The following is a 26,802-nucleotide window of genomic DNA, read 5'->3' on the forward strand; positions in this document are numbered from 1 at the left end:
CTATGGAGAATAATATAGCAGTAGGTCTAGACATTGGAACCACAAAAATAGTGGCAATGATTGGTCGTAAAAATGAATACGGAAAAGTTGAAATATTAGGCATTGGTAGATCTAAGAGTCTAGGTGTGCATCGTGGTGTTGTAAATAATATTACGCAAACCATCAAGTCTATTCAAACTGCAGTTCAAGAAGCAGAAGCTGCAGCTAACGAAAAGATTGAAGGAGTAACCGTAGGTATTGCAGGCCAACACATACGTAGTTTGCAACATAGTGATTATATCACCAGGTCAAACTCTGAAACGGTAATTGATGAAGATGATATCGATAGATTAATTGACCAAGTACATAAGTTGGTAATGCTTCCAGGTGAAGAGATTATCCACGTTTTACCACAGGAATATAAAGTAGATGGTCAAGCTGAAATTACGGAACCAATTGGTATGTATGGTGGCAGACTAGAGGCGAATTTTCATGTTGTAGTTGGTCAGGTTGCTTCTATCAGAAATGTAGGAAGATGTATAAAAACTGCCTTGTTAGATTTAGAAGGCATCACCTTAGAGCCACTTGCTTCAGCAAACGCAGTTTTAAGCCAAGAAGAAAAAGAAGCTGGGGTTGCCCTAATTGATATAGGTGGCGGTACAACAGATTTAGCGATTTTTAAAGACGGAATTATTCGTCATACAGCGGTTATACCTTTCGGTGGAAATGTAATCACAGAAGACATAAAAGAAGGTTGTTCTATCATTGAAAAACATGCCGAACTTTTAAAAACAAAATTCGGTTCAGCTTGGCCAGGAGAAAATAAAGAAAATGAGATTGTTTCTATTCCAGGTTTAAGAGGAAGAGAGCCAAAAGAGATCTCTTTAAAAAACCTTTCAAAAATAATTCATGCTCGTGTAGTAGAAATTGTTGAGCAGGTGTATTTAGAGATTAAAAATTATGGCCACGAAGAACAAAAAAAGAAACTAATTGCAGGAATTGTTTTAACCGGTGGTGGTGCACAATTAAAACATTTAAAGCAGTTAGTAGAATATATTACAGGAATGGATACCAGAATTGGTTTTCCTAATGAGCATTTAGCAGGAGGAAGTGATGAAGAAATTACGAGTCCCTTATATGCAACAGCCGTAGGTTTGGTTATGGACGGTTTAAAAAGAAACGAAAGAAAAAAGACCGAAGAGTTACAAGAAGAAGAAATAGTGCTTGAAGAAGCAGAAACAGAAACAGAAGTTGAAGGTGAAGATCAACCACAAGAAACAGTAACAGAAACAACCAAACCAAAACGCAGACGTTCGTTTTTAGATAAACTAACAGAAAGCGTAAGAGATTTTTTAGATAAAGTAGAGTAAACAGTAAGAAAATAAATACGAAATTCATGAGCAGCAACAAAGAATTCGAGACCAACATTGCATTTGATTTACCAAAAAATCAATCTAATGTAATTAAAGTGATAGGAGTAGGAGGTGGAGGAAGTAACGCCATCAACCACATGTTCCAACAAGGAATAAAAGGTGTAGACTTCGTCATCTGTAATACAGATGCACAAGCACTACAAAATAGCGGTGTGCCAAACAAAATTCAGTTAGGTATTAGCTTAACAGAAGGTTTAGGTGCAGGTGCAAATCCAGATATAGGAGAGCAATCGGCAATAGAAAGTTTTGACGACCTACAACGCATGTTAGATACCAACACAAAAATGGTATTTATCACTGCAGGAATGGGTGGTGGAACAGGAACCGGAGCGGCGCCAATAATCGCTAAAATGGCTAAAGATTTAGATATCTTAACGGTTGGTATTGTTACTATGCCTTTCCAGTTTGAAGGAAAAATGCGTAACAAACAAGCGCAAGATGGAATAGAGAAATTACGTAATGTTGTAGATTCTTTAATTGTAATTAATAACAACAAACTTCGTGAAGTTTATGGTAATCTAGGTTTTAAAGCTGGATTCTCTAAAGCAGATGAAGTTTTAGCTACTGCTTCACGTGGTATAGCAGAGGTAATTACACATCACTATACACAAAATATAGATTTACGTGATGCTAAAACGGTTTTAAGTAATAGCGGAACTGCCATTATGGGTTCTTCTACAGCTTCTGGCCAAAACCGTGCTCAGGATGCTATTCGTAAGGCTTTAGATTCACCGTTGCTTAATGATAATAAAATTACAGGAGCCAAAAATGTACTGTTGCTAATCGTTTCTGGCGCACAAGAAATTACTATTGATGAGATAGGAGAAATCAATGACCACATTCAAAACGAAGCTGGTCATGGTGCAAACATTATTATGGGGGTTGGTGAAGATGAATCATTAGATGAGTCTATTGCTGTAACTATTATTGCTACTGGATTTGATGTGGAACAACAAGATGAAATTTCTAATACAGAAACTAAAAAAGTTATTCATAAACTAGAAGAACAATTAAGTCCTAATAAGGAATTGCCAAAAAAACCTGCTGCACCTCAAAATACTGTCGCTCCAACTATCGAATTCGAGAAAAAAGAAGAAGCTCCAGTAGTGAAGCATACTTTAGATTTGGATGAATTAGATACCATCGAGCCACCAAAAAAAAAGATAACGAATGAACCGGAAATTATTCCAACATCAGAAGCTATTAAAAATATAAACGTGGTTTATGATGAGGTTTCAATAAGTTCGCAAGAAGCTTCTTATGAAGAGGAAGAGCAAGACGATTTTGTTATTACAGATGCTGCTCCAAAAGTAGAAGCACCTCAAGTTATTCACGAAGAAGAGCAACAAATAACGCTATCTTTCGATTTACCTTTAACTACGCCAGAACCAGAGCCAGTACAAGAGTCTGCTCCGGTAAATGAAGTTAAAGAAACTAAAGTAGTACATGAACTAAACGAGGAAGAAATTAAAAATATTCCAGTTAGAGAACATGTAGAAATTGTTAATGTAACAGAAGTTAATAAAGATGGCGAAAAGCGTTATATCCTTGAAGATTATGACGACGAATTTGAGTCTACAATTAGTAAAGGCAAAAAAGAAAAGCCTGCTTTAGAAATAGAGGATAACAGTATTTCTTTCGAAAGAAGAGTTGTAGGAACTCCTGTTCCTGAGCCAAAAAATGAAGAAGTTGCAGAGGAGATAGACCCTATGAACGATCCTATTTCAGAAATGCTAAAAGAAAGAGCAGATGAGCGCAGACGTAAAATGAAGGATTTTAACTATAAATTCAATCATTCAAAAATTGATGATATAGAAAAAATTCCAGCATACAAACGTCAAGGTCTAGATTTAGATAACGTAAGACATTCTTCTCAAAGTACTAGTATTTCAGGAACAAGTATAAGTACAGACGATAATGATGATATACAATTACGAAGTAATAATTCATTTTTACACGATAATGTAGATTAAGTTTAGTGATATAAACTTTAGTAAACCCGAAGAACTCACAAAAAGGTTTTTCGGGTTTTTTATTTTATCTTCGCAACACAAAAAAATATACAATATGAGCTTACAACAAGATATCATGACAGCAATGAAAGCTGCAATGAAAACCAAAGATCAAACAGCATTATCTGCTTTAAGAGCTATAAAATCAGAATTACTTTTAGCGCAAACGGAAACAGGTTCTAAAGAAGAAATTTCAGAAGAACAAGAAATTAAAATTCTATCTAAGCTTGTAAAACAACGTAAGGATAGCGCGGCTATTTTCACAGAACAAAACAGAGAAGATTTAGCAGAACCAGAATTAGCACAAGCAGAAGTAATTAGTCAGTTTTTGCCTGCACAATTAAGTGAAGCAGAAATTGAAAAAGTTGTTGTAGATATCATACAAGCAGTTGGAGCAGAAGGAATGAAAGATATGGGAAAAGTTATGGGGATGGTTAATAAGAAATTAGCTGGTCAAGCTGATGGAAAAACAATTTCAACTATTGTAAAAGCAAAATTAGCTTAATACAAATAGATTGTCATCCTTGTTTTTCAAGGATAAATGGCTGCGTAGTTCAACTGGATAGAATATCAGATTTCGGCTCTGAGGGTTGGGGGTTCGAATCCCTTCGCGGTCACAAATAATTATTAAGAAAAAAACGCCGAGGTTTCTTGAGCGTTTTTTTATGTAAGTACTTTGTAGGTTTGTTTTAATCTAAAGAGCATTCAAACACAAAGCAAAAGATATAAAACTACTAGATGATTCATATTACACTAAAGACAATAAGTTTGCTTCAAGAGCAAGAGCCTCCTTTGGTGTTTATTATTATTCTGCTTACTTTAGTTTTAATTACAGCTGTTCTTGTTGCCTTTGTAGTCTTTCGAGGCATTTTCAATTTCTTTGAAATGGCTCGCGTGGAATACTTTACTAAGCAACAATTTTACACGCATTTTTACCTTATTAGAAAAACGGTAACTAAAGAAGAAAGACTTATTCTTAAAAAAGAATTTGATTTTTATAACAGATTAACAACTTCAGAAAAAAAGAACTTTGAGCACCGCTTGTATTACTATTTAAACTCTTGGCAGTTTATTGGTAACGATATGGATGTTACTAAAAAAATGAAAGTTTTAATCGCTGCAACTGCTGCAAAAATCACTTTTGGGTTTAGGAATTATAAAATAGAAAGCATTGATAAAGTAATTTTATACCCTAGAGAATATTATTCTACTATCAATAAACAAAAACATAAAGGAGAATTCAACCCAGCATATAAAGCCTTGGTTTTTTCTTGGGAAGACTTTTTAAAAGGATACAAAATTAGCGATGATAATTTAAACTTAGGTGTTCATGAGTTTATTCACGCTTTACATTTTACTTTTTTAAAATCTAGAAGATATAGCACTAGTGCAGCAATCTTTTTAGACTCTTTTTATGAGCTAACGCATATGTTAGATAATAATGAAGCTTTAAAAGAAAAACTAATAAGCTCTGGGTATTTTAGAGAATATGCATTTGAAAATCATTTTGAATTTATTTCGGTCATAGCAGAAAACTTTGTGGAAACACCTAGTGAATTTCGATCTAAGTTTCCAAAAATTTATAAGAAAGTAAAAGAAATGCTCAACTTCTATTTTGCTGGCTATTAACAAAAATAACTTTAAATGGAAAGCTGTTAAGCAACTTAAGTAACAAAGGTTACAAATAGAAATACATAATTATTCTATTTTTGAATTTCGTATGAGTTTAAAATCTTACATCGCAATAATAATGCTTACCGTTTTCATGGGGAAATTCCTTGTGGTAGATGCTAATGCTTTGAGTTTTGTTTTTAATGCCAATGATCTGTCATTCGTTAACAAGTATTGTAAGAAGAAAAACAAATTAAAAAACTCTAATACCGAAACAAATTACCAGCAAGACAATTTTTCAGATTCACAAAATATTGTATTTGCTAGTATATGCACTTCACAGTTTTCCATCGAACTGTTTTCATGGAAGTTTCATTCTATAGAAGCTTTTTCGGCTTTTAATGATTACCTCACTTCAGAGTTACGTTTTCTTTATTTAGAGAAACTCTCTCCGCCTCCTAGGTTGGTTTAATCTACTCTTCGCGACAATTTATAAGATGCTTTCGTTGCTTTTTGTTTTCCATAGATATTTAAAACAAATTGCTTTTTCGTAAAGACATCTAATTTTATCACACATTCTTAATAATCTTATAATGAGAACAAATGTTCCTATAAGCCGAGTTTCAATACATATATTACGTATTGCGCTCAGTGGTATATTTCTTATAGCTAGTGCAAATCACTTGCTACATGTTGAAAAAACAGCGCAACGTATAGATAAAGCTAGTTTTAAAGGGATAGCATATTTTTTTGGAGATCCTCAGCTATTAGTAATTCTGTCTGGGCTTGTTATGCTCATAGCTGGATTACTATTTTTAATAGGCTATAAAACTAAGTGGGCAGCAATGGTTTTAGTTGCCGTATTAATACCTATTACCTTAACAATTCAAGTAGGGCAAACAGCAACCCTTGGGCCACTTTTTAAAAATATTGCCATATTAGGCGGACTCACATTTTTTATAATGAATAATACCGAAAAACTTTTAAAATAAATAACAATGAAAAAATATATTTTTAGCTTTCTATTTTTAATCACTTTGTTTGCATCAGCAAATTTAAAAGCACAAGAAGTAGATTTTAATAAAAACAATTATGTGGTTTTAACAAAGAAGGTTCCACAATTACAACCTATAATTTTGGCTGCCGAAGCACTTAAGGCAGAGGATGGAGATTCCTTTGGCGATTTTCAAGTGGTTATCTGCGGAAAAGAAATTGGAGCGATAACAGATAAGGAAATTATGAGAAAGCATATTAAACGTGCTCAAAATGTCGGAGTGAAGCTAATTGCCTGTGGTTTTTCTTTAAATAAATTTAATGTAGACAAATCAAAGGTGCCAACGGAATTAAAAATAATAGAAAATGGCATACTTCATAATCTTCAATTGCAAAAGCAAGGATATAAAAGCATAACATTATAAAGATGATAACAATAAAGAAAAATATACTGGCAGCTTTTTGTCTTTTAGGAATTCTAGTAGTTTCGGTTTCTTGTAAAAGCGAAAAATCACCTACAGAAAAAAGTAATATTACAGAAAAAGATACTTTAAGTATTACTATTCTGCAAACAGCAGATATTCACGGACAGTTAGATACGCACCCAGAATTATTTTGGGAGAATGATCAAGTGGTTTTTAAAGATCGTGGCGGACTAGCAAATATTAAAACACTATTTGATGAAGAGCGTGATAAAAATCCGAATCGCACCATAATTGTTGATGGTGGAGACTTAATTCAAGGTAGTGGTTATGCTGCTTTATCAGAAGGAAAAGTAATGCCAGAAGTAATTAAAAACATGGGTTACGATGTTATTATACCAGGAAACTGGGAAGTAGTATATGGAAAAGATATTATGATGGATGTAATGAAAGACTATGATACAGAAGTTATCGTACAGAACATGTATCATGATGAAAATGAAGTGCCTTTGTTTCCATCTTATTGGGTAAAGGAAATAGAAGGAGTACGTCTAGGTTTTGTGGGGGTAAACGATCCTGATGTACCGGTAAGACAAAATCCTATTTTTAGTAAAGGGATTCGCTTTAGCGGACTGGATTCAGCGTTAAAGAAGCAGATTGATGATATCAAAGTAAAGGAAAATGTAGATGTTATGTTTTTGGTTACTCATATTGGAATTTTTAAACAGGTTGAACTAGCTAGTAATCCAATTGCAGAAAATGTAGATTATATTTTAGGAAACGATACACATGAACGCGTTCGCGAACTTATTCAAGGTAAATACGCAAAGGTTACAGAGCCTGGAGCCTTTGGTTCGTTTGTAGGAAAGCTAACACTTCATTTTGTTAAGGGAAAGCTTGTGGGAGATGATTATGAGCTTTTAGATGTAGATCCAGAAGTGTATCCGGCTGATAAGAAAATTCAAGACTTAGTTGATACTGCGAAAGCTCCTTATAAAGAATATTTAGAAACTGTAGTGGGGTATACAACGACTCCTATTTATAGGTATTTAACGGTAGAAAACCCTATGGATAATATGATTACAGATGCTGCTCGTTGGAAAACAGGTGCAGATATATCTATTTCTAATGGATTTAGATTTGGAAACCCTATAGTTCCTCATGATGGAAAACCAGCAGCTATTACTAGAGCTAATTTATGGAATTTGCTTCCTGTAAATGAGCCAGTAAAAACAGGTAAAGCTACAGGGAAACAAATTAAAGATTGGTTAGAAAAGGAAATGCATAACGCTTTGTCTCAAAATCCAATGGAGCGTTTTGGTGGTTGGTTGGTTCGATTTTCTGGAATGGAAGTACAGTTTAATAGTCAGAATAATAAAGGAGAAAGAATTACTTCTGTTACTGTAAAAGGAGAGCCAATGCAAGATGCAGAATATTATACTATTTCTGCATGTGTTCGTCCTGGAGACCCAATAGATAATTTATGTAGAATGGCAAATGTAAAAGATGTGGAAGTAAAAGATTATACCATTCATGAAGTGGTAGAAGAGTATCTTCAAAAGCATTCTCCTATTTCTCCTACAATAGATGGAAGAGCGTATTGTGAGTTCCTAGGGGTGAATTCCTTTTCAACCGTTCCTGGAACCAATTATAAATTTCAATAAGTTACTTAAATATAAATACAAGTTAGCTACAATAAAAAAGCCATATCTGTGAAGATTCAGATATGGCTTTTCTTTATATAAAGCTTTCTTATGTTATATTAAGAATTAGCTAATGTTTTTAGTGTAGCAATTGTTTTGGTTTGATCTTCGCTTTTAAAAACGTGGCTACCTGCAACAAAAGTATCTGCTCCTGCTTCTACTAGTTGTTTAATGTTTTTATCGGTAACACCACCATCAATTTCTATTCTTGTATCTAGACCTCTTTCGTCTATCATTCTACGAAGTTTCTTAACTCTGTCGTAAGTGATATCTTCAAATTTTTGTCCGCCAAATCCAGGATTAATAGACATAAGTAGTACCATATAACATTTTGGTAAAATATCTTCTAAAACAGAAACTGGAGTTGTTAGGTTTAAAACCACTCCGGCTTTGCAGCCAGCATCTTCAATTTGTGTAAGCGTTCTGTGTAAATGTACTGTAGATTCGTAGTGCACGGTTATGATGTCTGCGCCTACTTTAGCAAATTCTTCAATATAACGCTCTGGTTTTTCAATCATTAAATGTACATCTAATGGTTTGGTAGCGTGTTTTTTTATAGCTTGAATAACTGGCATTCCGTATGATATATTCGGAACAAAATGTCCGTCCATTACATCAATATGAAACCAATCTGCATCACTATTATTAACCATTTCTGTATCTCGTTGTAGGTTACCAAAGTCGGCAGCCAACATGGATGGTGCAATTAGTTTTGAGTTCATTGTTGTGTTGTTGTTTGTTTTTGCAAAGATAGATAAAACATCTGTTTTCAAGAAGAAGTTTTGAGCCCTCAGTTTTTCAAAACAAAACTACTGTTGGAAGTGGGAGTTTATTAAATGAATGAAGCCAGAGTAATCAGCTCTGGCTTCTTTCATCAATCAAAAAACGAACAGTATAATTTCCGCGAAAGCGAAAACCTGTAACTGTTTGTTGTGTTTAAAAACCTATCCTAAATACGTTTTTAATATTTTACTTCTAGACGTATGTTTTAATCTACGAATAGCTTTTTCTTTAATTTGTCTTACACGCTCACGAGTTAAATCGAAAGTTTCACCAATTTCCTCTAAAGTCATTGGGTGTTGGTTTCCTAAACCAAAGTATAAACGAATAACATCTGCTTCACGAGGTGTTAAAGTTTCTAGTGCACGCTCTATTTCTGTACGTAAAGATTCGTGTAATAAATCTTTATCTGGGTTTGGAGACTCACCAGAGTTTAATACATCATATAGGTTAGAATCTTCCCCTTCTACTAAAGGAGCATCCATACTTACGTGACGACCTGAATTTTTCATAGACTCCTTAACATCGTTAATAGTCATATCTAATTCTTTTGCAATTTCTTCTGCACTTGGCGGACGCTCGTGTGCTTGTTCTAAAAATGCGAATGTTTTATTAATCTTGTTAATAGAACCAATTTTGTTTAATGGTAAACGTACAATTCTAGATTGTTCTGCTAATGCTTGTAAAATAGATTGTCTAATCCACCAAACAGCATAGGATATAAATTTAAAACCACGAGTTTCATCAAAACGTTGTGCCGCTTTAATAAGACCTAAGTTACCTTCGTTAATTAAATCAGGTAATGTTAAACCTTGGTTTTGGTATTGCTTAGCTACAGATACAACGAAACGTAAGTTAGCCTTTGTCAACTTCTCTAAAGCAACTTGATCTCCTGCTTTGATACGTTGTGCTAATTCTACTTCTTCGTCTGCTGTAATTAAGTCAACTTTTCCTATTTCTTGTAGATATTTATCTAATGATGCGGTCTCACGGTTGGTAACCTGCTTGGTAATTTTAAGTTGTCTCATCTAAAGTTCTCGTGTAAATTAAGTGTGAATAAAACGTTCTATATAGTTATACGGAGGAATAGCAATAAATGTTACAAAATATATGAACTTTATTTTGAATGCTGTGTAATATGTTGGTTGCGAGACAATTGAAAGTTTTGAATAAATGTGTTTTTAGCAATATAAACAGTATATAATAAAAACCGGCATTGGATTCTTAGAACCCAATGCCGGTTGTGAATTATTTAAATATTGTATTACACTCTTACGTGGCCGTCACCAAAAACATAATATTTATTTGTAACCAGTTGTTTTAAGCCTAAAGGTCCGCGGTGGTGTAACTTATCGGTACTAATAGCTAACTCTGCACCAACACCCATTTGTCCACCATCGGTAAATCGTGTTGAGGCATTATGGTAAACTGCAGCACTATCTATTTGCTCCATAAATGTAGCAGCTTCTTCGTTGTTTTCTGTTAAGATAGAAGAGGAGTGTCCTCCAGAATATTTATTAATCATCTTAATAGCTTCTTCTAAACCATCTACTTCTGCAACTAAAAGTTTCATTGCAAGAAACTCTTCGTACCAAGTGTCTTCACTAGGAATTTGTGTTTCATCTTTTAAAATCTGACCGATTTTTTTATCTACTACTAATGAAACGCCTACATGGTTTAATGTTTTTTGAAGCTCTTCGACTTTAGCTTCGTAATCTGAAATATTTTTATCTATCAGCACATTGTCTAAAGCATTACAACCGGAGATTTTATCTGTTTTTGCATTAATAATTACTTTTATTGCTTTTTCCCAATCTGCAAGTTTAGAAACATATAAAAAGTTGTTTCCACGACCAGAAATTAATACAGCACAGCTAGCGTGATCTTTTACGAATTTAATTAAACGTTCGCCACCACGTGGTACAATCAAGTCTATTTTTTCGGTTGGGTTTCTTAAAAATTCTTGAGTTTCTTCTCTTTTTAGATGTAGTAATCTAATCCAATCTTTAGTTAAACCGTTTTCTTCTAACGCTTCGTGCCAGCATTTTTCTAAAATAAGGTTACTATTAATAGCTTCTTTTCCTCCTTTTAGTAAAATTTTGTTGTTGGCTTTAAAAGCTAAAACAGCAGCTTCTATAGTAACATCTGGACGCGATTCGTATATAATCATAATCGTTCCAAAAGGAGCTGTTTTGTTGGTAATTTGTAAACCACTATCTAATGTCATATCAGAAATGGTTGCTCCAACAGGATCTTCTTGATCACGCACTTCCTTAATAGCCTGAATCATGCCGTCTACTTTGGCTTCATTCACCACTAAACGGTCGTATAAGGCTTGATCGTCTTTATTGAAAGCATCTAAGTCCTGTTGGTTTGCTTTTATTATATTTTTACGTTCTCTGTCAATAATATTTATCATTGCATTTAGAACGTTATTTTTTTTATCTGTATGTAATAATTCCATGTTTTTCTTTTTAGTGAATAAATTTTGTTCCAACTTCTTTGTTGTCAATAATGTCAACAATTACGTTTTCACGTTTCCCATTTGCTATGTACGTTGGAATATTCTTTTTTGCTGTTCCTTTGGCAATACGTAATTTTGAAGCCATGCCTCCACGACCTTCTCCTTCTTTTTTACCAGAAGCTTTAACATATTGTTCTACATCTTGATCGTAGGTAACCTCTTTGATTTTTACAGAATCTTCGTCGTCTGGATGCCCAGTGTATAAACCATCGGTGTCTGATAATATGATTAATCTATCTGCATCAATTAATTTAGCAATTAGACTAGCTAACTCATCATTGTCTGTAAACATAGACATGGTTACAGAAACGGCATCATCTTCGTTTGCTATAGGAATAATACCTTCTGATAATAAACCTTCGTAGCAGTTAATCATGTTTTCACGATGTTTCCCTGGGTCAAAATCTCGTTTTGTTGCCAATACTTGTGCACATCGCATTCCGTAATCATGAAAAAGACTGTAATAGTGACGCATCATTCGAGGTTGTCCAACAGCAGAGTAGACTTGTCTTCTTATAGATTTGTCTGTGATATTAAGCTTACCTACTACTTCTTTACCAGCAATGGAGGAACCAGAGGAAACTAAAACCACCATGATGTCGCGTTCGTATAACACGGCTATTTGGCGGACTAATTCTCTTAAAACAGGTCCTAATATTCTGTTATCTTTATTTGTTAATACGTTTGTTCCTACTTTTACTACTACGCGCTTAATGTCGTCGTCCATCATTTTATTTTTCTTTTCCTAATTCTATTGCTCTATCAAATGCGGCATAAGCAGCATCTTGAATGAGTTGTTTAACATTATTGTCTTCCATAGAGTCTATGGCTGCTTGTGTGGTTCCACCTTTTGAAGCTACTCGGTCTATCCATGATTCTGGCGTGATATTAGACTGATTAAAGAGTTCGATTGCTCCTTCGAAGGTGTTTGCTACTAGTATCTTAGAATCGTTGTCTGAGAAGCCCATTTTTAATGCAGCTTCTAGCATAGATTGCATGAAGTAAAATACATAAGCTGGTCCGCTTCCCGAAATACCTGTAGAAGCGTCAATAAATTTTTCGGTATCTACATGAATAGAAGTTCCTGTAGTGTCTAATAAATTTCGAACCATAATAAGTTCTACTTTAGAAACATCTTCCGATGCGGTATAAGAGGTAACTCCTTTTCCAACTTTTGCTGGTAAGTTAGGCATTGCTCTAACTATTTTTTTAGCACCAAGTTGCTCTTTAATTGTTTCAATAGTTACTCCGGCCATAAGTGAAACTATAATTTGGTGGCCATGTATTTTAGGAGCCATTTCTTCAAATAGACTTTCACTGTGGTATGGCTTAACTGCTACAAAAATAATATCTGCTTTTGGTAAGCAGTTATCTAGAGAATCATATACTTCAAAATGTGGTTCTTTTTTTAATTGTTCGATTTTTTTTGGATCTGTATCGTATATCTTCAGTTTTTGTTTTCCTAAAAAGGAGGATGTTGCCATTCCTTCTGAATAGGTTAAACCCATATTTCCTGCTCCGATAACTAATACTTTCATTCTTGTGTTTTTTTAATTATTTAAATAATCCTATTAGTATTATAAGAAAAAGATTGAATTTTACTAAATAAAAGCAGGGTAATTTTTAAGAATTACTAATTTATGGGTGTTTTTGCGCAAATTTTTAACAGATTAACAATTATGACTAAATATTGTTGCGGATTATTTAGTGCTTATTCTTGTGGAAACTGCTGAAAAGTGCTCATTTTCAGTGGTTTTTAGTCTAAAGAAGTGAAGTTGCTTATAAGTAAATAGTTATACTAAATAAATTATAAGATGTTTGTGTTTGAAAATAAATTCTTTTTTAGAATCTGTTTTTCTAGAATTTGTACGTTAGTCCAGATTGTAAACCAAGAATAAAAGGATTGTAATTACTGTTTTTATTATCTAAACTCATTAGTTGATATTTGAATACAGCATCTATATTTAAGGATAGTTTTTAGTGTAAAGCCAACTTTTTAAATGCAGTTTGTATTAATTGTATGCATTCTTCTGCTTCTATTAACTCTAGTTCTTCTACACAATCTTGAAGGTTTCCTTTTAATTCTTCATTATTTACTTCTTCAATGTTGTCGTCATTTGTGCTGCAAGTTGTAAGCGCAAGAGTTATTAATAAGAATAAATAGAATTTAGGAAGTGTGTTTTTCATGATTTTGACTTTAGGTATTTACCTATAGTCTGTAAAATTTCAAAAGGTTGCGTCTTGAAACAAAAAAACCTCGCAATTTCTTGCGAGGTCTTCATTATATAAAGAAAATTAATTAGTTATTTTCTCTTGGTTTTCTATCGTCACGTTTGTTGTTACGATTGTCTCTACCTCTGTTGTCACGTCCGTTAGAACGGTTATCTTCTCTTGGAGCTCTTTCTTTAAAACCTTCTGGTTTTGGTAAGATAGCTTTACGAGAAACTTTTTCTTTACGAGTTCTAGAATCGATACCGAAGTATTTCACATCAAATACATCGCCCATGTTTACTACATCCGATACATTTTCTGTACGTTCCCAAGCTAATTCAGATACGTGTAATAAAACTTCGTTTCCTGGAGCTTGTGTATATTCTACAACAGCACCAAAATCTAACATTTTAATTACTTTTACTTCGTAAATGCTACCCACTTCTGGTTTGAATAATAAAGAATCTATTTTTGCTAAAACAGCATCAATTCCTTTTTTACCAACACCTAAAATTTCTACAATACCTTCTTCCGTTACAGGGTCTTCGTTAATAACGATGGTTGTATCGGTTTCTTTTTGCATTTCCTGAATTACTTTTCCACCAGGTCCGATTAAAGCACCAATGAATTCGTTAGGAATACGTCTAGTTACCATTGTAGGAGCGTGTTCTTTAACTTCAGCATTTGGCTTATCGATAGTTTCTGTAATCTTGTTTAAGATATGTAAACGACCGTCACGAGCTTGTTTTAGTGCATTCACTAAAATTTCGTAAGACAATCCTTTTACTTTAATATCCATTTGACAAGCAGTAATACCATCTGCAGTACCAGTTACTTTAAAGTCCATATCACCTAAATGATCTTCATCACCTAAGATATCAGACAATACCGCGTATTTTCCCGAATTACCATCAGAAATTAATCCCATAGCAATACCAGAAACTGGCTTAATTAATTGCACACCAGCATCCATAAGTGCCATTGTACCTGCACAAACTGTTGCCATAGAAGAAGAACCGTTAGATTCTAAGATTTCAGAAACAACTCTTACTGTGTAAGGGCTATCGTCTGGAACCATTCCTTTAAGTGCACGTTGTGCTAAGTTACCATGTCCGATCTCACGACGAGATGTTCCACGAATTGGTCTTGCCTCACCTGTTGAGAAAGGAGGGAAGTTATAATGTAAATAGAAACGCTCTTCACCTTCGTAAGATGGCATATCTATTTGGTTTGCTTCTCTTGATGTACCTAGAGTAACTGTTGCTAATGCTTGCGTTTCTCCACGTGTAAAGATTGCAGAACCGTGTGTAGATGGTAAATAATCTACCTCACACCATATTGGTCTAATCTCATCAGTTTTTCTACCATCTAAACGTAAACCTTCGTTTAAGGTTAGATCTCGAATAGCTTCTTTTTCAGCTTGGTAGTAATATTTTGAAACCATTCCACCGAAGTCTTCTAATTCTTCTTCGCTGAAAGTAGCTTTAATTTCTTCTTTGATTGCATCGAATGCAGCGCTTCTTTCATGTTTAGCAGATCCAGCTTTTGCAATTGCATACACTTTATCATAAGCCATATCACGAATTTTCTTCGCTAAATCTTCGTCTGTTCTTTCTGGAGCGTATTCACGAACTTCTTTCTTTCCGAATGCTTCTGCTAATCTTACTTGAGCAGCACATTGTTCTTTAATTGCTTCGTGAGCAAACTTAATAGCTTCCGCCATTTCTTCTTCAGAAATCTCATCCATTTCACCTTCAACCATCATAACTGAATCGGCAGAAGCTCCAATCATCATATCGATGTCAGACTCTAACAATTGCGCACGTGTTGGGTTGATAATGAATTCGCCATTAATACGACCAACTCTTGCTTCAGAGATTGGACATTCAAAAGGGAAATCTGATAATTGAATTGCAGCAGAAGCAGCTAATCCAGCCATAGCGTCTGGCATCACGTCTTCGTCATGAGACATTAACTGAATCATTACTTGTGTTTCTGCGTGGTAATCTTTTGGGAATAACGGACGTAGAACTCTGTCTACTAAACGCATTGTCAATACTTCACCATCACTAGGTCTTGCTTCTCTTTTGAAGAAACCGCCTGGGTAACGCCCTGAGGCAGCAAATTTTTCTCTGTAATCTACAGTTAACGGTAAAAAGTCAACATCAGATTGTTTGTAATTGGAAACAACAGTACATAGTAACATACATTTTCCAGATCGCACTACAACGCTACCATGCGCTTGTTTTGCTAATTTTCCGGTTTCGATAGAGATTTCTCTTCCATCACCAAGGTCTATGACCTCTTTAAATACTTTTGGAATCATAATTTTAATTCTAAATTCTAGCCCATTATTGCTGACTAGAACAATGTTAAACAATGGTCGTTGTGTTGTTGTGTAGTTGTTGTTTGGACCAATGAAAAACTGTAATAAGCTTCTTATTTTACGGCTTTTAGACTCTTCCGAATGAGTTGTTATAAAAACAAAAAAAGAGGCGCGAAGCCTCTTAATATTGTGATTATTTTCTTAACCCTAATTCTTTCACTATAGCACGATATCTTAAGACATCTTTCTTAGTTAAGTAATCAAGTAAAGCACGACGTTTACCTACTAATTTCACTAATGAACGCTCAGTGTTGAAATCTTTACGGTTTCTTTTTAAGTGCTCAGTTAAGTGGTTAATTCTTTCTGTAAATAATGCAATTTGTCCTTCTGGAGAACCAGTATTTTTTGCACTACCACCGTGTTTTTTAAATAATTCTTCTTTTGCTTTTTGATCTAAATACATGCTAATATTTTTGTAAATGATTTTTATGTACACGAAAGATTATCTTCCGATCGGCAAATATAGTAATTAAAAATTATTAAAAACTAAATTATTTTAAATCTTTACGCTCTTACTGGCTGATTTGTAATTAAATCAATGTATTGGTTTACTTTGTCTTTTAAGTGTTTACGATGTGTAATAAAGTCTAAGAAACCATGTTCAAGTAAGAATTCTGATGTTTGAAATCCTTCTGGAAGTTCTTTTCCTGTAGTATCTCTTACAATTCTAGGTCCTGCAAAACCAATTAATGCTCCAGGTTCACTAATGTTGATGTCACCTAGCATAGCGAAAGAAGCTGTTGTTCCTCCTGTAGTAGGATCTGTACATAATGAAATATATGGAATACCTGCATCTGCTAATTGTGCAAGTTTTACAGAAGTTTTAGCTAATTGCATTAATGATAATGCTGCTTCCATCATTCTTGCTCCACCAGATTTTGATATGATCATGAATGGAATTTTGTTCTTTAGAGAATAGTCTGCAGCACGTGCAATTTTTTCTCCTACAACAGAACCCATAGATCCACCAATAAAGCTGAAATCCATACAAGCTACAACTAGGTCTTTACCTTTAGATTTACCAACCGCTGTACGAACAGCATCTTTAAGTTTGGTTTTTTCTTGAGCAGCTTTTAAACGTTCTGGGTATTTTTTAGTGTCTTCAAATTTTAAAGGGTCTTTAGACTCTAATTTAGTATCTAACTCTTTAAAGTTATTGTCATCGAATAAAATTTGGAAATATTCATTACTACCAATTCTTACATGATAACCGTCTTCTGGACTTACGTAGAAGTTTTGCTCTAATTCTTTGGCATCTACTATTTTTCCTGTTGGAGATTTGTACCACAACCCTTTTGGTGTGTCCTTTTTCTCTTGTGTTGAGGTAGTAATACCTTTTTCTTTTCTTTTAAACCAAGCCATTTATTATAGGTTTTGTTTTTATGTTTTTTTGCTTTGCGCTTGAAATTCTTTTAACGAATTTACAAACTAGAAGCCGACAAAAATAATCTTTTTATCAATATCCCTCAAAAATTGACGCTACTAAGTATTCTGCTTGTACTATAAATAAGGAATAGCTTTAGTTTGCGTTAGCGATTGAGGCTTTGTTGGAGCTCTTTTTAATTATTGCCTTTACAATAAGAAAGGCAATAATTAAAAAAGCGATTGCCGAAAGCGCGACCTTTAGGTAACGCCCTTATTATATTATAAAGTATTCACGTTGTTTAAATCTTCGAAAGCTTGTTTTAAACGCTCCACAAACGATTGCTCCCCTTTACGTAACCAAACACGTGGGTCGTAATGTTTTTTGTTTGGAGAATCTGGACCTTCTGGATTACCAATTTGTGATTGTAGGTAGTCTTTTTTCTCATCCATATAATCTCTTACGCCAGTCATAAATGCATATTGCATGTCTGTGTCAATATTCATTTTTATAACTCCGTAGCTAATTGCTTCTCTAATTTCTTCTAGAGAAGAACCGGAACCACCGTGGAATACAAAATCAATATGATTGTGTGGTAAATTGTGTTTTTTTGAAAGGAATTCTTGAGAATTCTTTAAGATTTTTGGAGTTAATTTTACGTTTCCTGGTTTGTAAACTCCGTGTACGTTTCCGAATGCTGCTGCAATAGTGAATTGGTCGCTAACTTTGATTAGCTCTTCGTATGCGTAAGCTACTTCTTCTGGTTGCGTATAAAGTTTAGACTCATCAACATCTGAGTTGTCTACACCATCTTCTTCACCACCTGTAATACCTAATTCTATTTCTAGAGTCATACCCATTTTGCTCATTCTAGCTAGGTATTGTTTACAGATTTCTATGTTTTCCTCTATAGGCTCTTCACTTAAATCAATCATGTGAGAACTGTATAGTGGTTTTCCTGTTTCTTTAAAGTGTTGTTCACTTGCATCTAATAAACCGTCAATCCAAGGAAGTAGTTTTTTTGCACAGTGATCTGTATGTAAAATTACTGGAACACCATAAGCTTCCGCCATTAAATGCACGTGTTTTGCCCCTGCAACACTACCTGCTATAGCTGCTTTTTGGTTGTCGTTACTTAGTCCTTTTCCTGCGTTAAATACTCCACCTCCGTTTGAGAATTGGATAATAACTGGAGCGTTTAAAGCTGCTGCTGTTTCTAAAACACCATTAATACTATTTGATCCAACTACGTTTACTGCTGGAAGTGCAAATCCTTTTTCTTTAGCTAGTTTAAAGATTTCTTGCACTTCACGTCCTGTTGCAACTCCTGGTTTTATATTATGTGCCATTTTAAAATGTTATTTCTTATTGATTTATTAGATTGTTCAAAAGTACGTAATTTTTAAATAATCTGTATTAAAATTGTGCTTTCTTGAGGGAAATGGGGTGTGCTAAATTTTAAATTAGCTGTATCAAAAAGGATAGTTTATACCAATATTATAAACAGCTTTGCTTAGGCTATAGTTTTTTAGCCATCGGTTACCTTCAAGGGCAGGGTTGTAGGTTTTAAACCCTAAATCTAATCTTGCTACTGCAAAACCGAAATCATATCTTATACCAAAACCGGTTCCTATAGCTATGTCTTTAAGCGAAGAAAGATTATTGAAAGTTGCTTTTGGGTCTTCAACATCGTCAAGTACGTTCCATATATTCCCTACATCTACGAACAAAGCACCGTTTACATCTCCAAAAATATTGAATCTGCTTTCAAAATTGAATGCTATTTTTAAGTTGGCTTCGTTAAACTCGTTATTAGTTTTAGAGCTTCCTGGACCAAGATTGTAGGCTGTCCATGCACGGTTGTCGTTAGTTCCTCCTGCAAAGAAACTCTTTGAGAAGGGGATGTTTTTTGAGTTTCCGTACGGAATAGCAATACCTATAAATCCGCGAGCAGCTAGAACGTTTTTCTTTCCTAAGTCCCAGTGACGTATATAATCGAATTCTGTTTTTACATATTGCGAGAAGGCAACGTTAAAGAGTTCGTATTGGTCGTTGTTATTTTTTTCTAAACCAAGCGTGTTTGCTGCTGCAGAAAAGATGTTTCCTGCTAATTCTAATTTAAAACGAAAGATAGAGAAGGTTTCATCAAATAGATTTTCACGTTTGTCCTTCGTATAACTATAGTTGGAAGCTATAATAAGGTTGTTTTCGGTTAGTCTGTTTTTTCTTTCGTTTATTGCAGAAACCGATTTGAAGTCTGGGTCATCTGGAGTTAATGTAGTGTTTCCGTTTAGTACATCATTAATGAATAGGTTGGTTTGTGTAGGGATGCTTAAATCGCTTCCGTCTGCTGTATAGTTTAAGCCTTGAGCTATATTGTTTAGGTTGTTAAAGGATGTTTCATAAACTTGAAAATAATTAGCAATGTTCAAGTTTCTTACATACTGTAAGTTGAATACATCATATCTATGAGTAGCTGTTTTATTAGGTAGCCATTTATAGTTGAATACTCCAGAAAGGGTTTGTTTGTCTAGACCAATATTTGTTTGACTTGTAGTAGAAAGAGTAATTCTAGTACTAGGCAACATGTGCTTAGGTATAATTCTCTCTGTATTAAAAGGCGAGAGTAATCTAGGGATGGTTAATCTTAAATTTGCTCCAATTTCATTAATATCAAAGAAATGATCTCTGTCGTTTGCTGCATCCTTTGAAGATCCAATAGATCCAATAGCTGAAAGCTCTAAGGTTTCGGCTCCTCTAAAAACATTTCGCATTAACAGACTTGGGTTTAGCGAAAAACCAACGGTTTGAATGTTACTTTGTGAAACTTCGGCTCTAAAGCTAAGGTTGAATTTCTTTAAAGGGGTTAAATAAATATTGGCTGTAAGCGTAGAATCGTTGTTTTCTATATACTCAATATCTGGATATTTAAAAGTCTTTAAATTACTTATGTGTCTATAGGTTCTGGTTCTATTTATATCTCTAAAAGTATTGTTTGGGGTAATAAAAATAGCATCGGTTAAGGCTTTTGGGTTAAAACGCATTTTTCCAATACTAAACAGGTTGTAGTTTTTGTATGAAAGTGTATCGCTTATGGTTTTGTTTCTGTTTTCGTAGGAGCTAGTAGTAAAAATATTCACGTCTTTTACCTTATAGGTTGTAAACGGAATTTGGTAATTAGAATCTAGTTTTCTTACCACTCTATTATTAATCTGTAAATCTACTTTTACCTTATGGTCGTTCGCAATAGAGTCCATTTCAAAAAAGACATAATCTTGGCTAAAATGATATACTCCAGAATTTCTAAAGTAATCTGTTAGTCGGTCTTTTTCTTGCTCAAACGTGGTTGTTTTATATTGTTCTTTTTTAATGAAAGAGTTCTTTTCGCTTAGTTTGTATAAGGAATCTAAAACAGGGGATGCGATGCTGGTTGTTAAGGTATCAACAAAATAAGGTTTTCCTGTTTTTACGGTATAATTGATAGTGGCTCTTTGGTTTTCTAGGGTATCTATTTTTGCAGTAGCTTCTGCGTTAAACCAACCGTTGTTAATATAAAAAGCTTCTAGATGTCTTAAAGATTTTTCGGTTTTAGCATCATTTATTATAACTGGAGCTTCCCCAGTTTTCTTTAACCAAGCATTAAATCTAACTTTTGCTTCAATATATTTATCTAATTGTTTTTTAGATAAAAAACGCTCCATTCTAGCCTTTCTTTTAGGATTTCTATTGATTTGTTCGTTAACAATAGAATCTATATTCGGTCTTGCTAGATTGTATATATGTAATTTTAGAGGAAGTACTTTAAGAATCTTCCTATTAGGTTTTTGGCTTATAAGGTTGTTAATTCTCTCAGTATTGTTCTTTTTATCATTTACAGTAATAGTATTATTAACCAATAAGTGTTCTGTCTTGCCAACTCTTTTAATGGTGTTACAAGAAGAAATAAATACAGCTATAAAAACAAGAAATACTATTTTAAAAGGATGTAATTTCAAGAATATTATATGATAAATTAATACTAGTTTTGTTGAAATGAATTTAAAGGTGCAACTTTAGTATGCCAAACCCTAATTAGTTTCAAAAATACATTATTTACATGTTAACCAAAAGCCAAATAAAATTAATAAACAGATTAAAGCAAAAAAAGTTCAGACAGCAAGAAGGCTTGTTTGTTGCTGAAGGAATAAAAACCATTAAAGAGCTTTTAAATTCTACGTTAAACCTGCATCATGTATATAGTACAGAGTCGTTCCAACTTAATAAGGGTCAGGAAACTATTATTTCAGAAAATGAATTGAAAAAAATAAGTTTTCTAAAGACGCCAAACAAAGCCTTAGCAGTTTTTGAAATACCTAAAGAAGTTGATGTAAAGGCTAATAAACTAATTGTTGCTTTAGATGCGGTTCGCGACCCAGGAAACCTAGGAACCATCATTAGGCTTTGTGATTGGTTTGGTATTAGCGATTTGGTTTGTAGTGAAACCACGGTAGATTGTTTTAACCCGAAAGTTATTCAGGCAACTATGGGTTCTATAACTAGGGTTAATGTGAAGTATTTAGACTTAGAAAAATTTCTGAAAGAAAATAAAACTGAAGTTTTTGGTGCTTTTATGGATGGCGAAAATGTTTATAAAAGTACTTTGCCAGAAAAGGGTATTCTTGTTTTAGGAAATGAAGCAAATGGAATTTCGGAAGCGGTTGAAGCTTTGGTAACTAAAAGAATTAGTATTCCTAGGTTTGGAGATTTACAAGCTACAGAAAGTTTGAATGTTGCAACAGCTGGAGCTATTTTGCTAAGTGAGTTTAAGAGAAGCTAGCTTAACAAGTGTAACTTCCTATTGAAAAGTAAAGTTGATAAACAAACCTCTAGTTTTCATGTTTGCAACATTACCTGTCCAAGGGCTATTTGGATCTACATCCCGAATCATCTCGTCGTTTAAAGAGAATACACCACGTATAGAAGGGGTAAATTTAAAGTAGTATAGATAGAAGTCTATTCCGAAACCAATTTCGTAAAATAAGTTGTTCTTCTTCATTCTAAACTCTCCCGAAGAGTTATCGTCAGGATTGTCTTGATTACTTGAAAGGTTTAATGCGGTAGAAATTCCACCAACCACAAAAGGTTTGATATTATTAATTCGTTTTGTAGAAAATTTTAATAAAAGTGGAACGTGAATATAGGTGGATTTAACCTCTCTAATTAAATCTTGTTCTGTGAATTCTATTCCGTTAAAATAGCTTTCGTCATAAATTAAATTTCTGGATGTAATATATAAACCAGGCTCTAATCGAACATCGATATAATCGTTAATTCTTAAGTTTCCTATTAAACCTACATTGAAACCTAATGTAGTTTCTACTTCAATATCTTTTCTGTCTCTATAATAATCAAAATTAAAGTCGTAGCTGTTTAGTCCAAGAAAATAGCCATAACTCAGTCTTGCTTTATCTACATTCTCATTGTTTTTTATTCGCTCTTTAGAAAATAATTGAGCAGAAGCTGTTTGAAAAACAAATAGTGTAATTAATATAGCAAGTATATTTTTCATTATTTTGATGATTTATAAATTGTTGCAACACCAAAGGTTTGCGGATAATCTTTCACATTAGTAAACCCTGTTTCTCTTAAAATATTGTTTAAAGCTTCTCCAAAAGGAAATGCCGATGCAGATTCTGATAAATATCTGTATGCGCTTCTGTCTTTAGAAAAAACCTTTCCTATGAAAGGTAAAATATTTTTTGTGTAAAAGTTATAGCCTTGTTTGTAAGGTGTTTTTGTTGGCATAGAAGTTTCTAGGATCACAAAAGTTCCTCCAGGTTTCAAAACTCTAAGAATTTCTTTTAAACCTTTTTCTAGGGTTTCAAAGTTTCTTACTCCAAATGCAACGGTAATAGCGTCAAAAGAATTGTCTTCAAAAGGCATGTTTTCACTATCGCCTAAAACCATTTCAATAGTATTTTCTAAACCATGTTTTTTCACCTTGGTTTTTCCTATCTCTAACATCCCACTACTTATGTCTAATCCTACTATTTTTTCGGCTTTAGTTTGTGCTAGATTTATGGCAAGATCTCCTGTTCCTGTGGCAATATCTAAAATAGTTTTTGGTTGAGATTCTTTAACCATTGCAACTACTTTTTTTCGCCATGAAATATCAATTCCAAAAGAGATAACTCTATTTAAGCCATCATAATCTCCTGAAATGGTATCAAACATTTTGGTAACTTGTTCTTTCTTACCTAAATCGCTATCCTTGTATGGTTTTATTTTCGACACAGTTATTTTTTTGACAAACCTACATATTTTTTTTTATTTATATACTTCTGTAGCTATCAAATCAATGCCAGCAACTTATTTATGTTTTAATATTTTAAAGTATCTTTGTCGTACTTTTTTAAATTAAAAAAACAGATGAAACATGCGTTGAAACTTTTCAATGTTTTGTTGATTAATGAAATGTGTATGCCATCTGAATGTTAAAAACCATATTTAATAACAGATGAAAATAATTATTGCTGGGGCAGGAGAAGTAGGATTTCATTTAGCAAAATTATTGTCTTATGAGTCGCAAGAAATTACATTAATAGACACAAATAAAGACAGTCTTGTATACGCAGATAATCATTTAGACATAAAGGTTATTAAAGGAGATGCAACTTCTATTGCGCTTTTAAAGGAAGCTAAAATTGATACAGCCGATTTGTTAATTGCTGTAACAGCTTCAGAAACTACCAATATTACGGTTTGTGTGCTTGCAAAACGATTAGGAGCAAAGCGTACCATTGCAAGAATTTCTAACACAGAATTTATTCAACATAAAGATACTGTTGGTTTTACCGAATTAGGTATTGACGAGCTGATTTCACCAGAATCTTTAGCAGCGGCCGAAATTAACTTATTACTTAGTCAGTCTGCTTTTAAAGATAGTTATGAGTTTGACGAAGGAGCCTTAACTATGGTTGGGTTGAATTTGTCAAGAACTGCTTCCTTTGTTGGTAAAACCGTTAAAGAGGCTGCAGAGTTATTTAACGAAATTCACTTTGTGCCAATCGCTATTCAGCGTTTTGGAACGCAGTTAACTATTATTCCGAGGGGAGATACACGATTTAAAGAGGGAGATAATGTTGTTTTTATCACTAGTAAAGGTGGTGGAGAGGAACTGTGTAAGATGACCGGTAAGATTAATGCCGAAATAAAAAATGTTATGATTCTTGGTGGAAGTAAGATTGGTTATAAAACTTCGCGCGATTTAAGTAACAATGGTTTTTATGTGAAACTAATTGAAAAAGATAAGGATCAAGCTTTTGACCTGGCTGATGAATTAGAAAAAGTACTTGTTATTAGTGGTGATGGAAGAGATGTAGATTTGTTAGATGAAGAAAATATTAGTGATATGGATGCTTTTATTTCTGTAACAGGTAACTCGGAAACCAATATCATGTCTTGCTTAGTAGCAAAATCCAAAGGGGTGAAAAAAACCATAGCGCTTGTTGAGAATATGGATTATTTTGAACTTTCTCAATCTATTGGAATAGACACCTTGATTAATAAAAAGTTACTTGCCGCAAATAATATCTTTAGATACATACGAAAAGGAGAAGTAGTTGCTATGACGAAACTGAATAATATGAATGCAGAGATATTAGAGTTTAAAGTGAAAGCAACTTCTAAAATTAACAACAAACTTATTAAGGATGTCGATTTTCCTCGCTCTGCTATTATTGGTGGAATTATTAGAGGAGGAGAGGGAATCATTGCGCTGGGTGATTTTAGAGTTCAAGAGAATGATAAGGTGGTAGTTTGCTGTTTGCCTAGATCTATAAAACGCGTTGAAAAATTCTTCCTGTAAATGAAAGGTGTTCGACTTAATTATAAAATAATAATTCATTTTTTCGGATTACTACTATTATTTAATGGTGGTTTTATGCTTTTATCTGCACTAATAAGTCTTATTTATAAAGATGGTGTAACCTATGAGCTTTCCATTTCTGGTATTTTCACTCTTTTAGTCGGAGTTTTTCTTATGGTTTCTACAAGAAAGCATAGCAAGGAAATGAATAAACGCGAAGGATATATTGTTGTTGCCTTTGGATGGATAGTCATGGCGCTTTCGGGAACTCTACCATATATATTTACAGGATCCATTCCGCAATTTACCAATGCTTTTTTCGAAACCATGTCTGGTTATACCACAACTGGAGCTACTATTCTAAATGATATTGAAGTTGTGCCGGAAGGTGTATTGTTTTGGCGAAGCTTGACCCATTGGATTGGTGGAATGGGAATTATAGTTCTTGCTATTGCTATTTTACCTTTATTAGGAATTGGAGGAATGCAGCTTTTTGCAGCTGAAGCACCTGGACCAAGTACCGATAAGCTACATCCAAGAATTACAGATACAGCAAAACGACTTTGGTTAATCTATTTTGGTTATACTATTGCCGAAACAATTCTGTTAAAACTAGCAGGAATGTCTTTCTTTGATGCAATAAATCATTCTTTATCTACTTTATCAACTGGAGGGTTTTCAACCAAAAACGCTAGTGTAGCCTATTGGAATGACCAACCGATGATTCAATATATTATTATTGCTTTTATGTTTTTGGCAGGAACTAACTTCGTCTTAAGTTATTTTGCTTTTAAAGGAAAAGTACAGAAGATCATTCATGATGACGAGTTTAAGTTATACTTTAAGTTTATAGCTATTTTTACAGCAATAGTGTCGCTTATAATTTACTTTAAAGCAGATTTATCCATTTCTTCTATAGAGCACCCAATGATTTACGGAGAGGGTGAAAGTGCCTTTCGTCATGCATTATTTCAAGTATTATCGGTAGTAACTACAACAGGGTTTATTTCTGCAGATTATACTTTATGGACACCATTCTTAGTTGTTTTCTTTTTTGGGATCATGTTTCTTGGTGGTTCTGCAGGATCTACTTCTGGGGGAGTAAAGGTGGTGAGACATTTAATTTTAATTAAAAATGGGTTTTTAGAGTTTAAAAGAACTTTACATCCTAATGCAGTTTTACCAGTTCGATATAATAGAAAAGCTATTACAAAAAAGATTGTATTTAACATACTGGCTTTTTTCATACTTTATATGCTATCCTTTATAGTTGGAGCTTTAGTTTTTTCTATGATGGGAATAGATTTTGAATCTTCTATTGGATTAGCAGCTTCTAGTTTAGGTAACGTTGGACCTGCTTTAGGGCAGTTTGGACCTGTAGACAACTATTCGGCATTACCAAATATAGGGAAGTGGTGGAGTAGCTTTTTAATGCTAATAGGAAGGTTAGAGTTGTTTACGGTACTTATTTTGTTTACACCATTCTTCTGGAGAAACAGATAAACCTTAGTTTCTTGGAATAAAAAAACTCCTTCTCTT

The 26,802-nt window shown here is 33.8% G+C and carries 24 protein-coding genes and 1 tRNA gene; 12 read left to right on the top strand and 13 right to left on the bottom strand.

The features are described from left to right. The first annotated feature begins 2 nt into the window (after positions 1 to 2). The 9 genes from ftsA (at position 3) to DU428_RS04970 (ending at position 8,114) form a co-directional block, all read left to right on the top strand. Positions 3 to 1,349, top strand: coding sequence for a cell division protein FtsA (ftsA, locus tag DU428_RS04930; protein WP_113966232.1), 1,347 nt, complete (start codon positions 3 to 5; stop codon positions 1,347 to 1,349). 26 nt (positions 1,350 to 1,375) lie between these two features. After that, on the top strand, positions 1,376 to 3,385 hold the full coding sequence (ftsZ, locus tag DU428_RS04935; protein WP_113966233.1) for a cell division protein FtsZ: 2,010 nt from the start codon (positions 1,376 to 1,378) through the stop codon (positions 3,383 to 3,385). Between the two features lie 94 nt (positions 3,386 to 3,479). Further along, positions 3,480 to 3,929, top strand: coding sequence for a GatB/YqeY domain-containing protein (locus DU428_RS04940; RefSeq protein WP_072349921.1), 450 nt, complete (start codon positions 3,480 to 3,482; stop codon positions 3,927 to 3,929). 38 nt (positions 3,930 to 3,967) lie between these two features. Next, positions 3,968 to 4,041, top strand: a tRNA-Arg gene (locus tag DU428_RS04945). A gap of 121 nt (positions 4,042 to 4,162) precedes the next feature. Continuing rightward, positions 4,163 to 5,053: a zinc-dependent peptidase gene (locus DU428_RS04950; protein ID WP_113966234.1), complete on the top strand. Its 891-nt coding sequence runs from the start codon at positions 4,163 to 4,165 to the stop codon at positions 5,051 to 5,053. A 91-nt stretch (positions 5,054 to 5,144) separates the two neighbouring features. Further along, positions 5,145 to 5,507 (top strand): hypothetical protein, encoded by a 363-nt coding sequence (locus DU428_RS04955; RefSeq protein WP_123796485.1) that lies wholly within the window; start codon positions 5,145 to 5,147, stop codon positions 5,505 to 5,507. A 121-nt stretch (positions 5,508 to 5,628) separates the two neighbouring features. Next, a complete protein-coding gene (locus DU428_RS04960) occupies positions 5,629 to 6,027 on the top strand; it encodes a DoxX family protein (RefSeq protein WP_113966236.1) in 399 nt (132 codons plus the stop codon). A gap of 6 nt (positions 6,028 to 6,033) precedes the next feature. Beyond that, complete coding sequence (locus DU428_RS04965; RefSeq protein WP_113966237.1) at positions 6,034 to 6,453, top strand: DsrE family protein; 420 nt, start codon at positions 6,034 to 6,036, stop codon at positions 6,451 to 6,453. Positions 6,454 to 6,455: 2 nt separating this feature from the next. Continuing rightward, positions 6,456 to 8,114: a bifunctional metallophosphatase/5'-nucleotidase gene (locus tag DU428_RS04970; RefSeq protein WP_113966238.1), complete on the top strand. Its 1,659-nt coding sequence runs from the start codon at positions 6,456 to 6,458 to the stop codon at positions 8,112 to 8,114. A 98-nt stretch (positions 8,115 to 8,212) separates the two neighbouring features. Here the strand turns inward: DU428_RS04970 and rpe are convergent, their stop codons facing one another. From rpe to tamL, 11 genes are all read right to left on the bottom strand, one after another. After that, positions 8,213 to 8,875 carry a ribulose-phosphate 3-epimerase gene (gene rpe / locus DU428_RS04975; protein WP_072350019.1) on the bottom strand — a complete coding sequence of 221 codons (663 nt, stop codon included), beginning with the start codon at positions 8,873 to 8,875 and terminating at the stop codon, positions 8,213 to 8,215. Between the two features lie 222 nt (positions 8,876 to 9,097). After that, positions 9,098 to 9,961: a sigma-70 family RNA polymerase sigma factor gene (locus DU428_RS04980; RefSeq protein WP_072349917.1), complete on the bottom strand. Its 864-nt coding sequence runs from the start codon at positions 9,959 to 9,961 to the stop codon at positions 9,098 to 9,100. Between the two features lie 236 nt (positions 9,962 to 10,197). Next, the gene (locus DU428_RS04985; protein ID WP_113966301.1) at positions 10,198 to 11,397 is read right to left on the bottom strand and encodes a glutamate-5-semialdehyde dehydrogenase; all 1,200 of its coding nucleotides are present in this window, start codon (positions 11,395 to 11,397) and stop codon (positions 10,198 to 10,200) included. A 10-nt stretch (positions 11,398 to 11,407) separates the two neighbouring features. Further along, a complete protein-coding gene (proB, locus tag DU428_RS04990) occupies positions 11,408 to 12,184 on the bottom strand; it encodes a glutamate 5-kinase (protein ID WP_072350018.1) in 777 nt (258 codons plus the stop codon). Positions 12,185 to 12,188: 4 nt separating this feature from the next. Beyond that, entirely contained in the window at positions 12,189 to 12,995 is an 807-nt protein-coding gene (proC, locus tag DU428_RS04995; protein ID WP_113966239.1) for a pyrroline-5-carboxylate reductase, read from the bottom strand. A 439-nt stretch (positions 12,996 to 13,434) separates the two neighbouring features. Next, positions 13,435 to 13,644: a hypothetical protein gene (locus DU428_RS05000; RefSeq protein ID WP_072349915.1), complete on the bottom strand. Its 210-nt coding sequence runs from the start codon at positions 13,642 to 13,644 to the stop codon at positions 13,435 to 13,437. 112 nt (positions 13,645 to 13,756) lie between these two features. Beyond that, the gene (locus DU428_RS05005) at positions 13,757 to 15,994 is read right to left on the bottom strand and encodes a polyribonucleotide nucleotidyltransferase (RefSeq protein WP_113966240.1); all 2,238 of its coding nucleotides are present in this window, start codon (positions 15,992 to 15,994) and stop codon (positions 13,757 to 13,759) included. A 193-nt stretch (positions 15,995 to 16,187) separates the two neighbouring features. Continuing rightward, positions 16,188 to 16,457: a 30S ribosomal protein S15 gene (gene rpsO, locus DU428_RS05010; RefSeq protein WP_072349913.1), complete on the bottom strand. Its 270-nt coding sequence runs from the start codon at positions 16,455 to 16,457 to the stop codon at positions 16,188 to 16,190. 101 nt (positions 16,458 to 16,558) lie between these two features. Continuing rightward, positions 16,559 to 17,416, bottom strand: a complete 858-nt coding sequence (accD, locus tag DU428_RS05015) for an acetyl-CoA carboxylase, carboxyltransferase subunit beta (protein WP_113966241.1) — start codon at positions 17,414 to 17,416, stop codon at positions 16,559 to 16,561. A 282-nt stretch (positions 17,417 to 17,698) separates the two neighbouring features. Continuing rightward, positions 17,699 to 18,766 (bottom strand): class II fructose-bisphosphate aldolase, encoded by a 1,068-nt coding sequence (fbaA, locus tag DU428_RS05020; protein ID WP_072349911.1) that lies wholly within the window; start codon positions 18,764 to 18,766, stop codon positions 17,699 to 17,701. A 123-nt stretch (positions 18,767 to 18,889) separates the two neighbouring features. Continuing rightward, entirely contained in the window at positions 18,890 to 21,412 is a 2,523-nt protein-coding gene (gene tamL, locus DU428_RS05025; RefSeq protein WP_072349910.1) for a translocation and assembly module lipoprotein TamL, read from the bottom strand. Between the two features lie 101 nt (positions 21,413 to 21,513). Here tamL and DU428_RS05030 point away from each other — a divergent pair, with 101 nt between their 5' ends. Further along, positions 21,514 to 22,233: a TrmH family RNA methyltransferase gene (locus tag DU428_RS05030; protein WP_072349909.1), complete on the top strand. Its 720-nt coding sequence runs from the start codon at positions 21,514 to 21,516 to the stop codon at positions 22,231 to 22,233. Positions 22,234 to 22,251: 18 nt separating this feature from the next. Here the strand turns inward: DU428_RS05030 and porT are convergent, their stop codons facing one another. Both porT and ubiE read right to left on the bottom strand, forming a co-directional pair. After that, positions 22,252 to 22,965, bottom strand: coding sequence for a type IX secretion/gliding motility protein PorT/SprT (porT, locus tag DU428_RS05035; RefSeq protein ID WP_072349908.1), 714 nt, complete (start codon positions 22,963 to 22,965; stop codon positions 22,252 to 22,254). Beyond that, entirely contained in the window at positions 22,965 to 23,690 is a 726-nt protein-coding gene (ubiE, locus tag DU428_RS05040) for a bifunctional demethylmenaquinone methyltransferase/2-methoxy-6-polyprenyl-1,4-benzoquinol methylase UbiE (RefSeq protein ID WP_072349907.1), read from the bottom strand. The genes porT and ubiE overlap by 1 nt, the downstream gene beginning before the upstream one ends. 223 nt (positions 23,691 to 23,913) lie before the next feature. Here ubiE and trkA point away from each other — a divergent pair, with 223 nt between their 5' ends. Further along, the gene (trkA, locus tag DU428_RS05045) at positions 23,914 to 25,263 is read left to right on the top strand and encodes a Trk system potassium transporter TrkA (RefSeq protein WP_072349906.1); all 1,350 of its coding nucleotides are present in this window, start codon (positions 23,914 to 23,916) and stop codon (positions 25,261 to 25,263) included. Further along, positions 25,264 to 26,766: a TrkH family potassium uptake protein gene (locus DU428_RS05050; RefSeq protein ID WP_072349905.1), complete on the top strand. Its 1,503-nt coding sequence runs from the start codon at positions 25,264 to 25,266 to the stop codon at positions 26,764 to 26,766. Positions 26,767 to 26,802 lie beyond the last annotated feature (36 nt).

Source organism: Oceanihabitans sediminis, from assembly GCF_003337215.1.
Lineage (GTDB): Bacteria > Bacteroidota > Bacteroidia > Flavobacteriales > Flavobacteriaceae > Oceanihabitans > Oceanihabitans sediminis.

What these genes read in the sequence shown, in the direction of transcription:
- DU428_RS04960 (WP_113966236.1), top strand. Translation starts at nt 5,629, where the DNA reads ATGAGAACAAATGTTCCTATAAGCCGAGTTTCAATACATATATTACGT.
- proB (WP_072350018.1), bottom strand. Translation starts at nt 12,184, where the DNA reads ATGGACGACGACATTAAGCGCGTAGTAGTAAAAGTAGGAACAAACGTA.
- proC (WP_113966239.1), bottom strand. Translation starts at nt 12,995, where the DNA reads ATGAAAGTATTAGTTATCGGAGCAGGAAATATGGGTTTAACCTATTCA.
- fbaA (WP_072349911.1), bottom strand. Translation starts at nt 18,766, where the DNA reads ATGGCACATAATATAAAACCAGGAGTTGCAACAGGACGTGAAGTGCAA.
- DU428_RS04950 (WP_113966234.1), top strand. Translation starts at nt 4,163, where the DNA reads ATGATTCATATTACACTAAAGACAATAAGTTTGCTTCAAGAGCAAGAG.
- ftsA (WP_113966232.1), top strand. Translation starts at nt 3, where the DNA reads ATGGAGAATAATATAGCAGTAGGTCTAGACATTGGAACCACAAAAATA.
- DU428_RS04970 (WP_113966238.1), top strand. Translation starts at nt 6,456, where the DNA reads ATGATAACAATAAAGAAAAATATACTGGCAGCTTTTTGTCTTTTAGGA.
- DU428_RS05000 (WP_072349915.1), bottom strand. Translation starts at nt 13,644, where the DNA reads ATGAAAAACACACTTCCTAAATTCTATTTATTCTTATTAATAACTCTT.
- DU428_RS04980 (WP_072349917.1), bottom strand. Translation starts at nt 9,961, where the DNA reads ATGAGACAACTTAAAATTACCAAGCAGGTTACCAACCGTGAGACCGCA.
- rpe (WP_072350019.1), bottom strand. Translation starts at nt 8,875, where the DNA reads ATGAACTCAAAACTAATTGCACCATCCATGTTGGCTGCCGACTTTGGT.
- accD (WP_113966241.1), bottom strand. Translation starts at nt 17,416, where the DNA reads ATGGCTTGGTTTAAAAGAAAAGAAAAAGGTATTACTACCTCAACACAA.
- DU428_RS05005 (WP_113966240.1), bottom strand. Translation starts at nt 15,994, where the DNA reads ATGATTCCAAAAGTATTTAAAGAGGTCATAGACCTTGGTGATGGAAGA.
- rpsO (WP_072349913.1), bottom strand. Translation starts at nt 16,457, where the DNA reads ATGTATTTAGATCAAAAAGCAAAAGAAGAATTATTTAAAAAACACGGT.
- DU428_RS04940 (WP_072349921.1), top strand. Translation starts at nt 3,480, where the DNA reads ATGAGCTTACAACAAGATATCATGACAGCAATGAAAGCTGCAATGAAA.
- DU428_RS04985 (WP_113966301.1), bottom strand. Translation starts at nt 11,397, where the DNA reads ATGGAATTATTACATACAGATAAAAAAAATAACGTTCTAAATGCAATG.
- DU428_RS05030 (WP_072349909.1), top strand. Translation starts at nt 21,514, where the DNA reads ATGTTAACCAAAAGCCAAATAAAATTAATAAACAGATTAAAGCAAAAA.
- trkA (WP_072349906.1), top strand. Translation starts at nt 23,914, where the DNA reads ATGAAAATAATTATTGCTGGGGCAGGAGAAGTAGGATTTCATTTAGCA.
- porT (WP_072349908.1), bottom strand. Translation starts at nt 22,965, where the DNA reads ATGAAAAATATACTTGCTATATTAATTACACTATTTGTTTTTCAAACA.
- DU428_RS05050 (WP_072349905.1), top strand. Translation starts at nt 25,264, where the DNA reads ATGAAAGGTGTTCGACTTAATTATAAAATAATAATTCATTTTTTCGGA.
- DU428_RS04965 (WP_113966237.1), top strand. Translation starts at nt 6,034, where the DNA reads ATGAAAAAATATATTTTTAGCTTTCTATTTTTAATCACTTTGTTTGCA.
- ftsZ (WP_113966233.1), top strand. Translation starts at nt 1,376, where the DNA reads ATGAGCAGCAACAAAGAATTCGAGACCAACATTGCATTTGATTTACCA.
- DU428_RS04955 (WP_123796485.1), top strand. Translation starts at nt 5,145, where the DNA reads ATGAGTTTAAAATCTTACATCGCAATAATAATGCTTACCGTTTTCATG.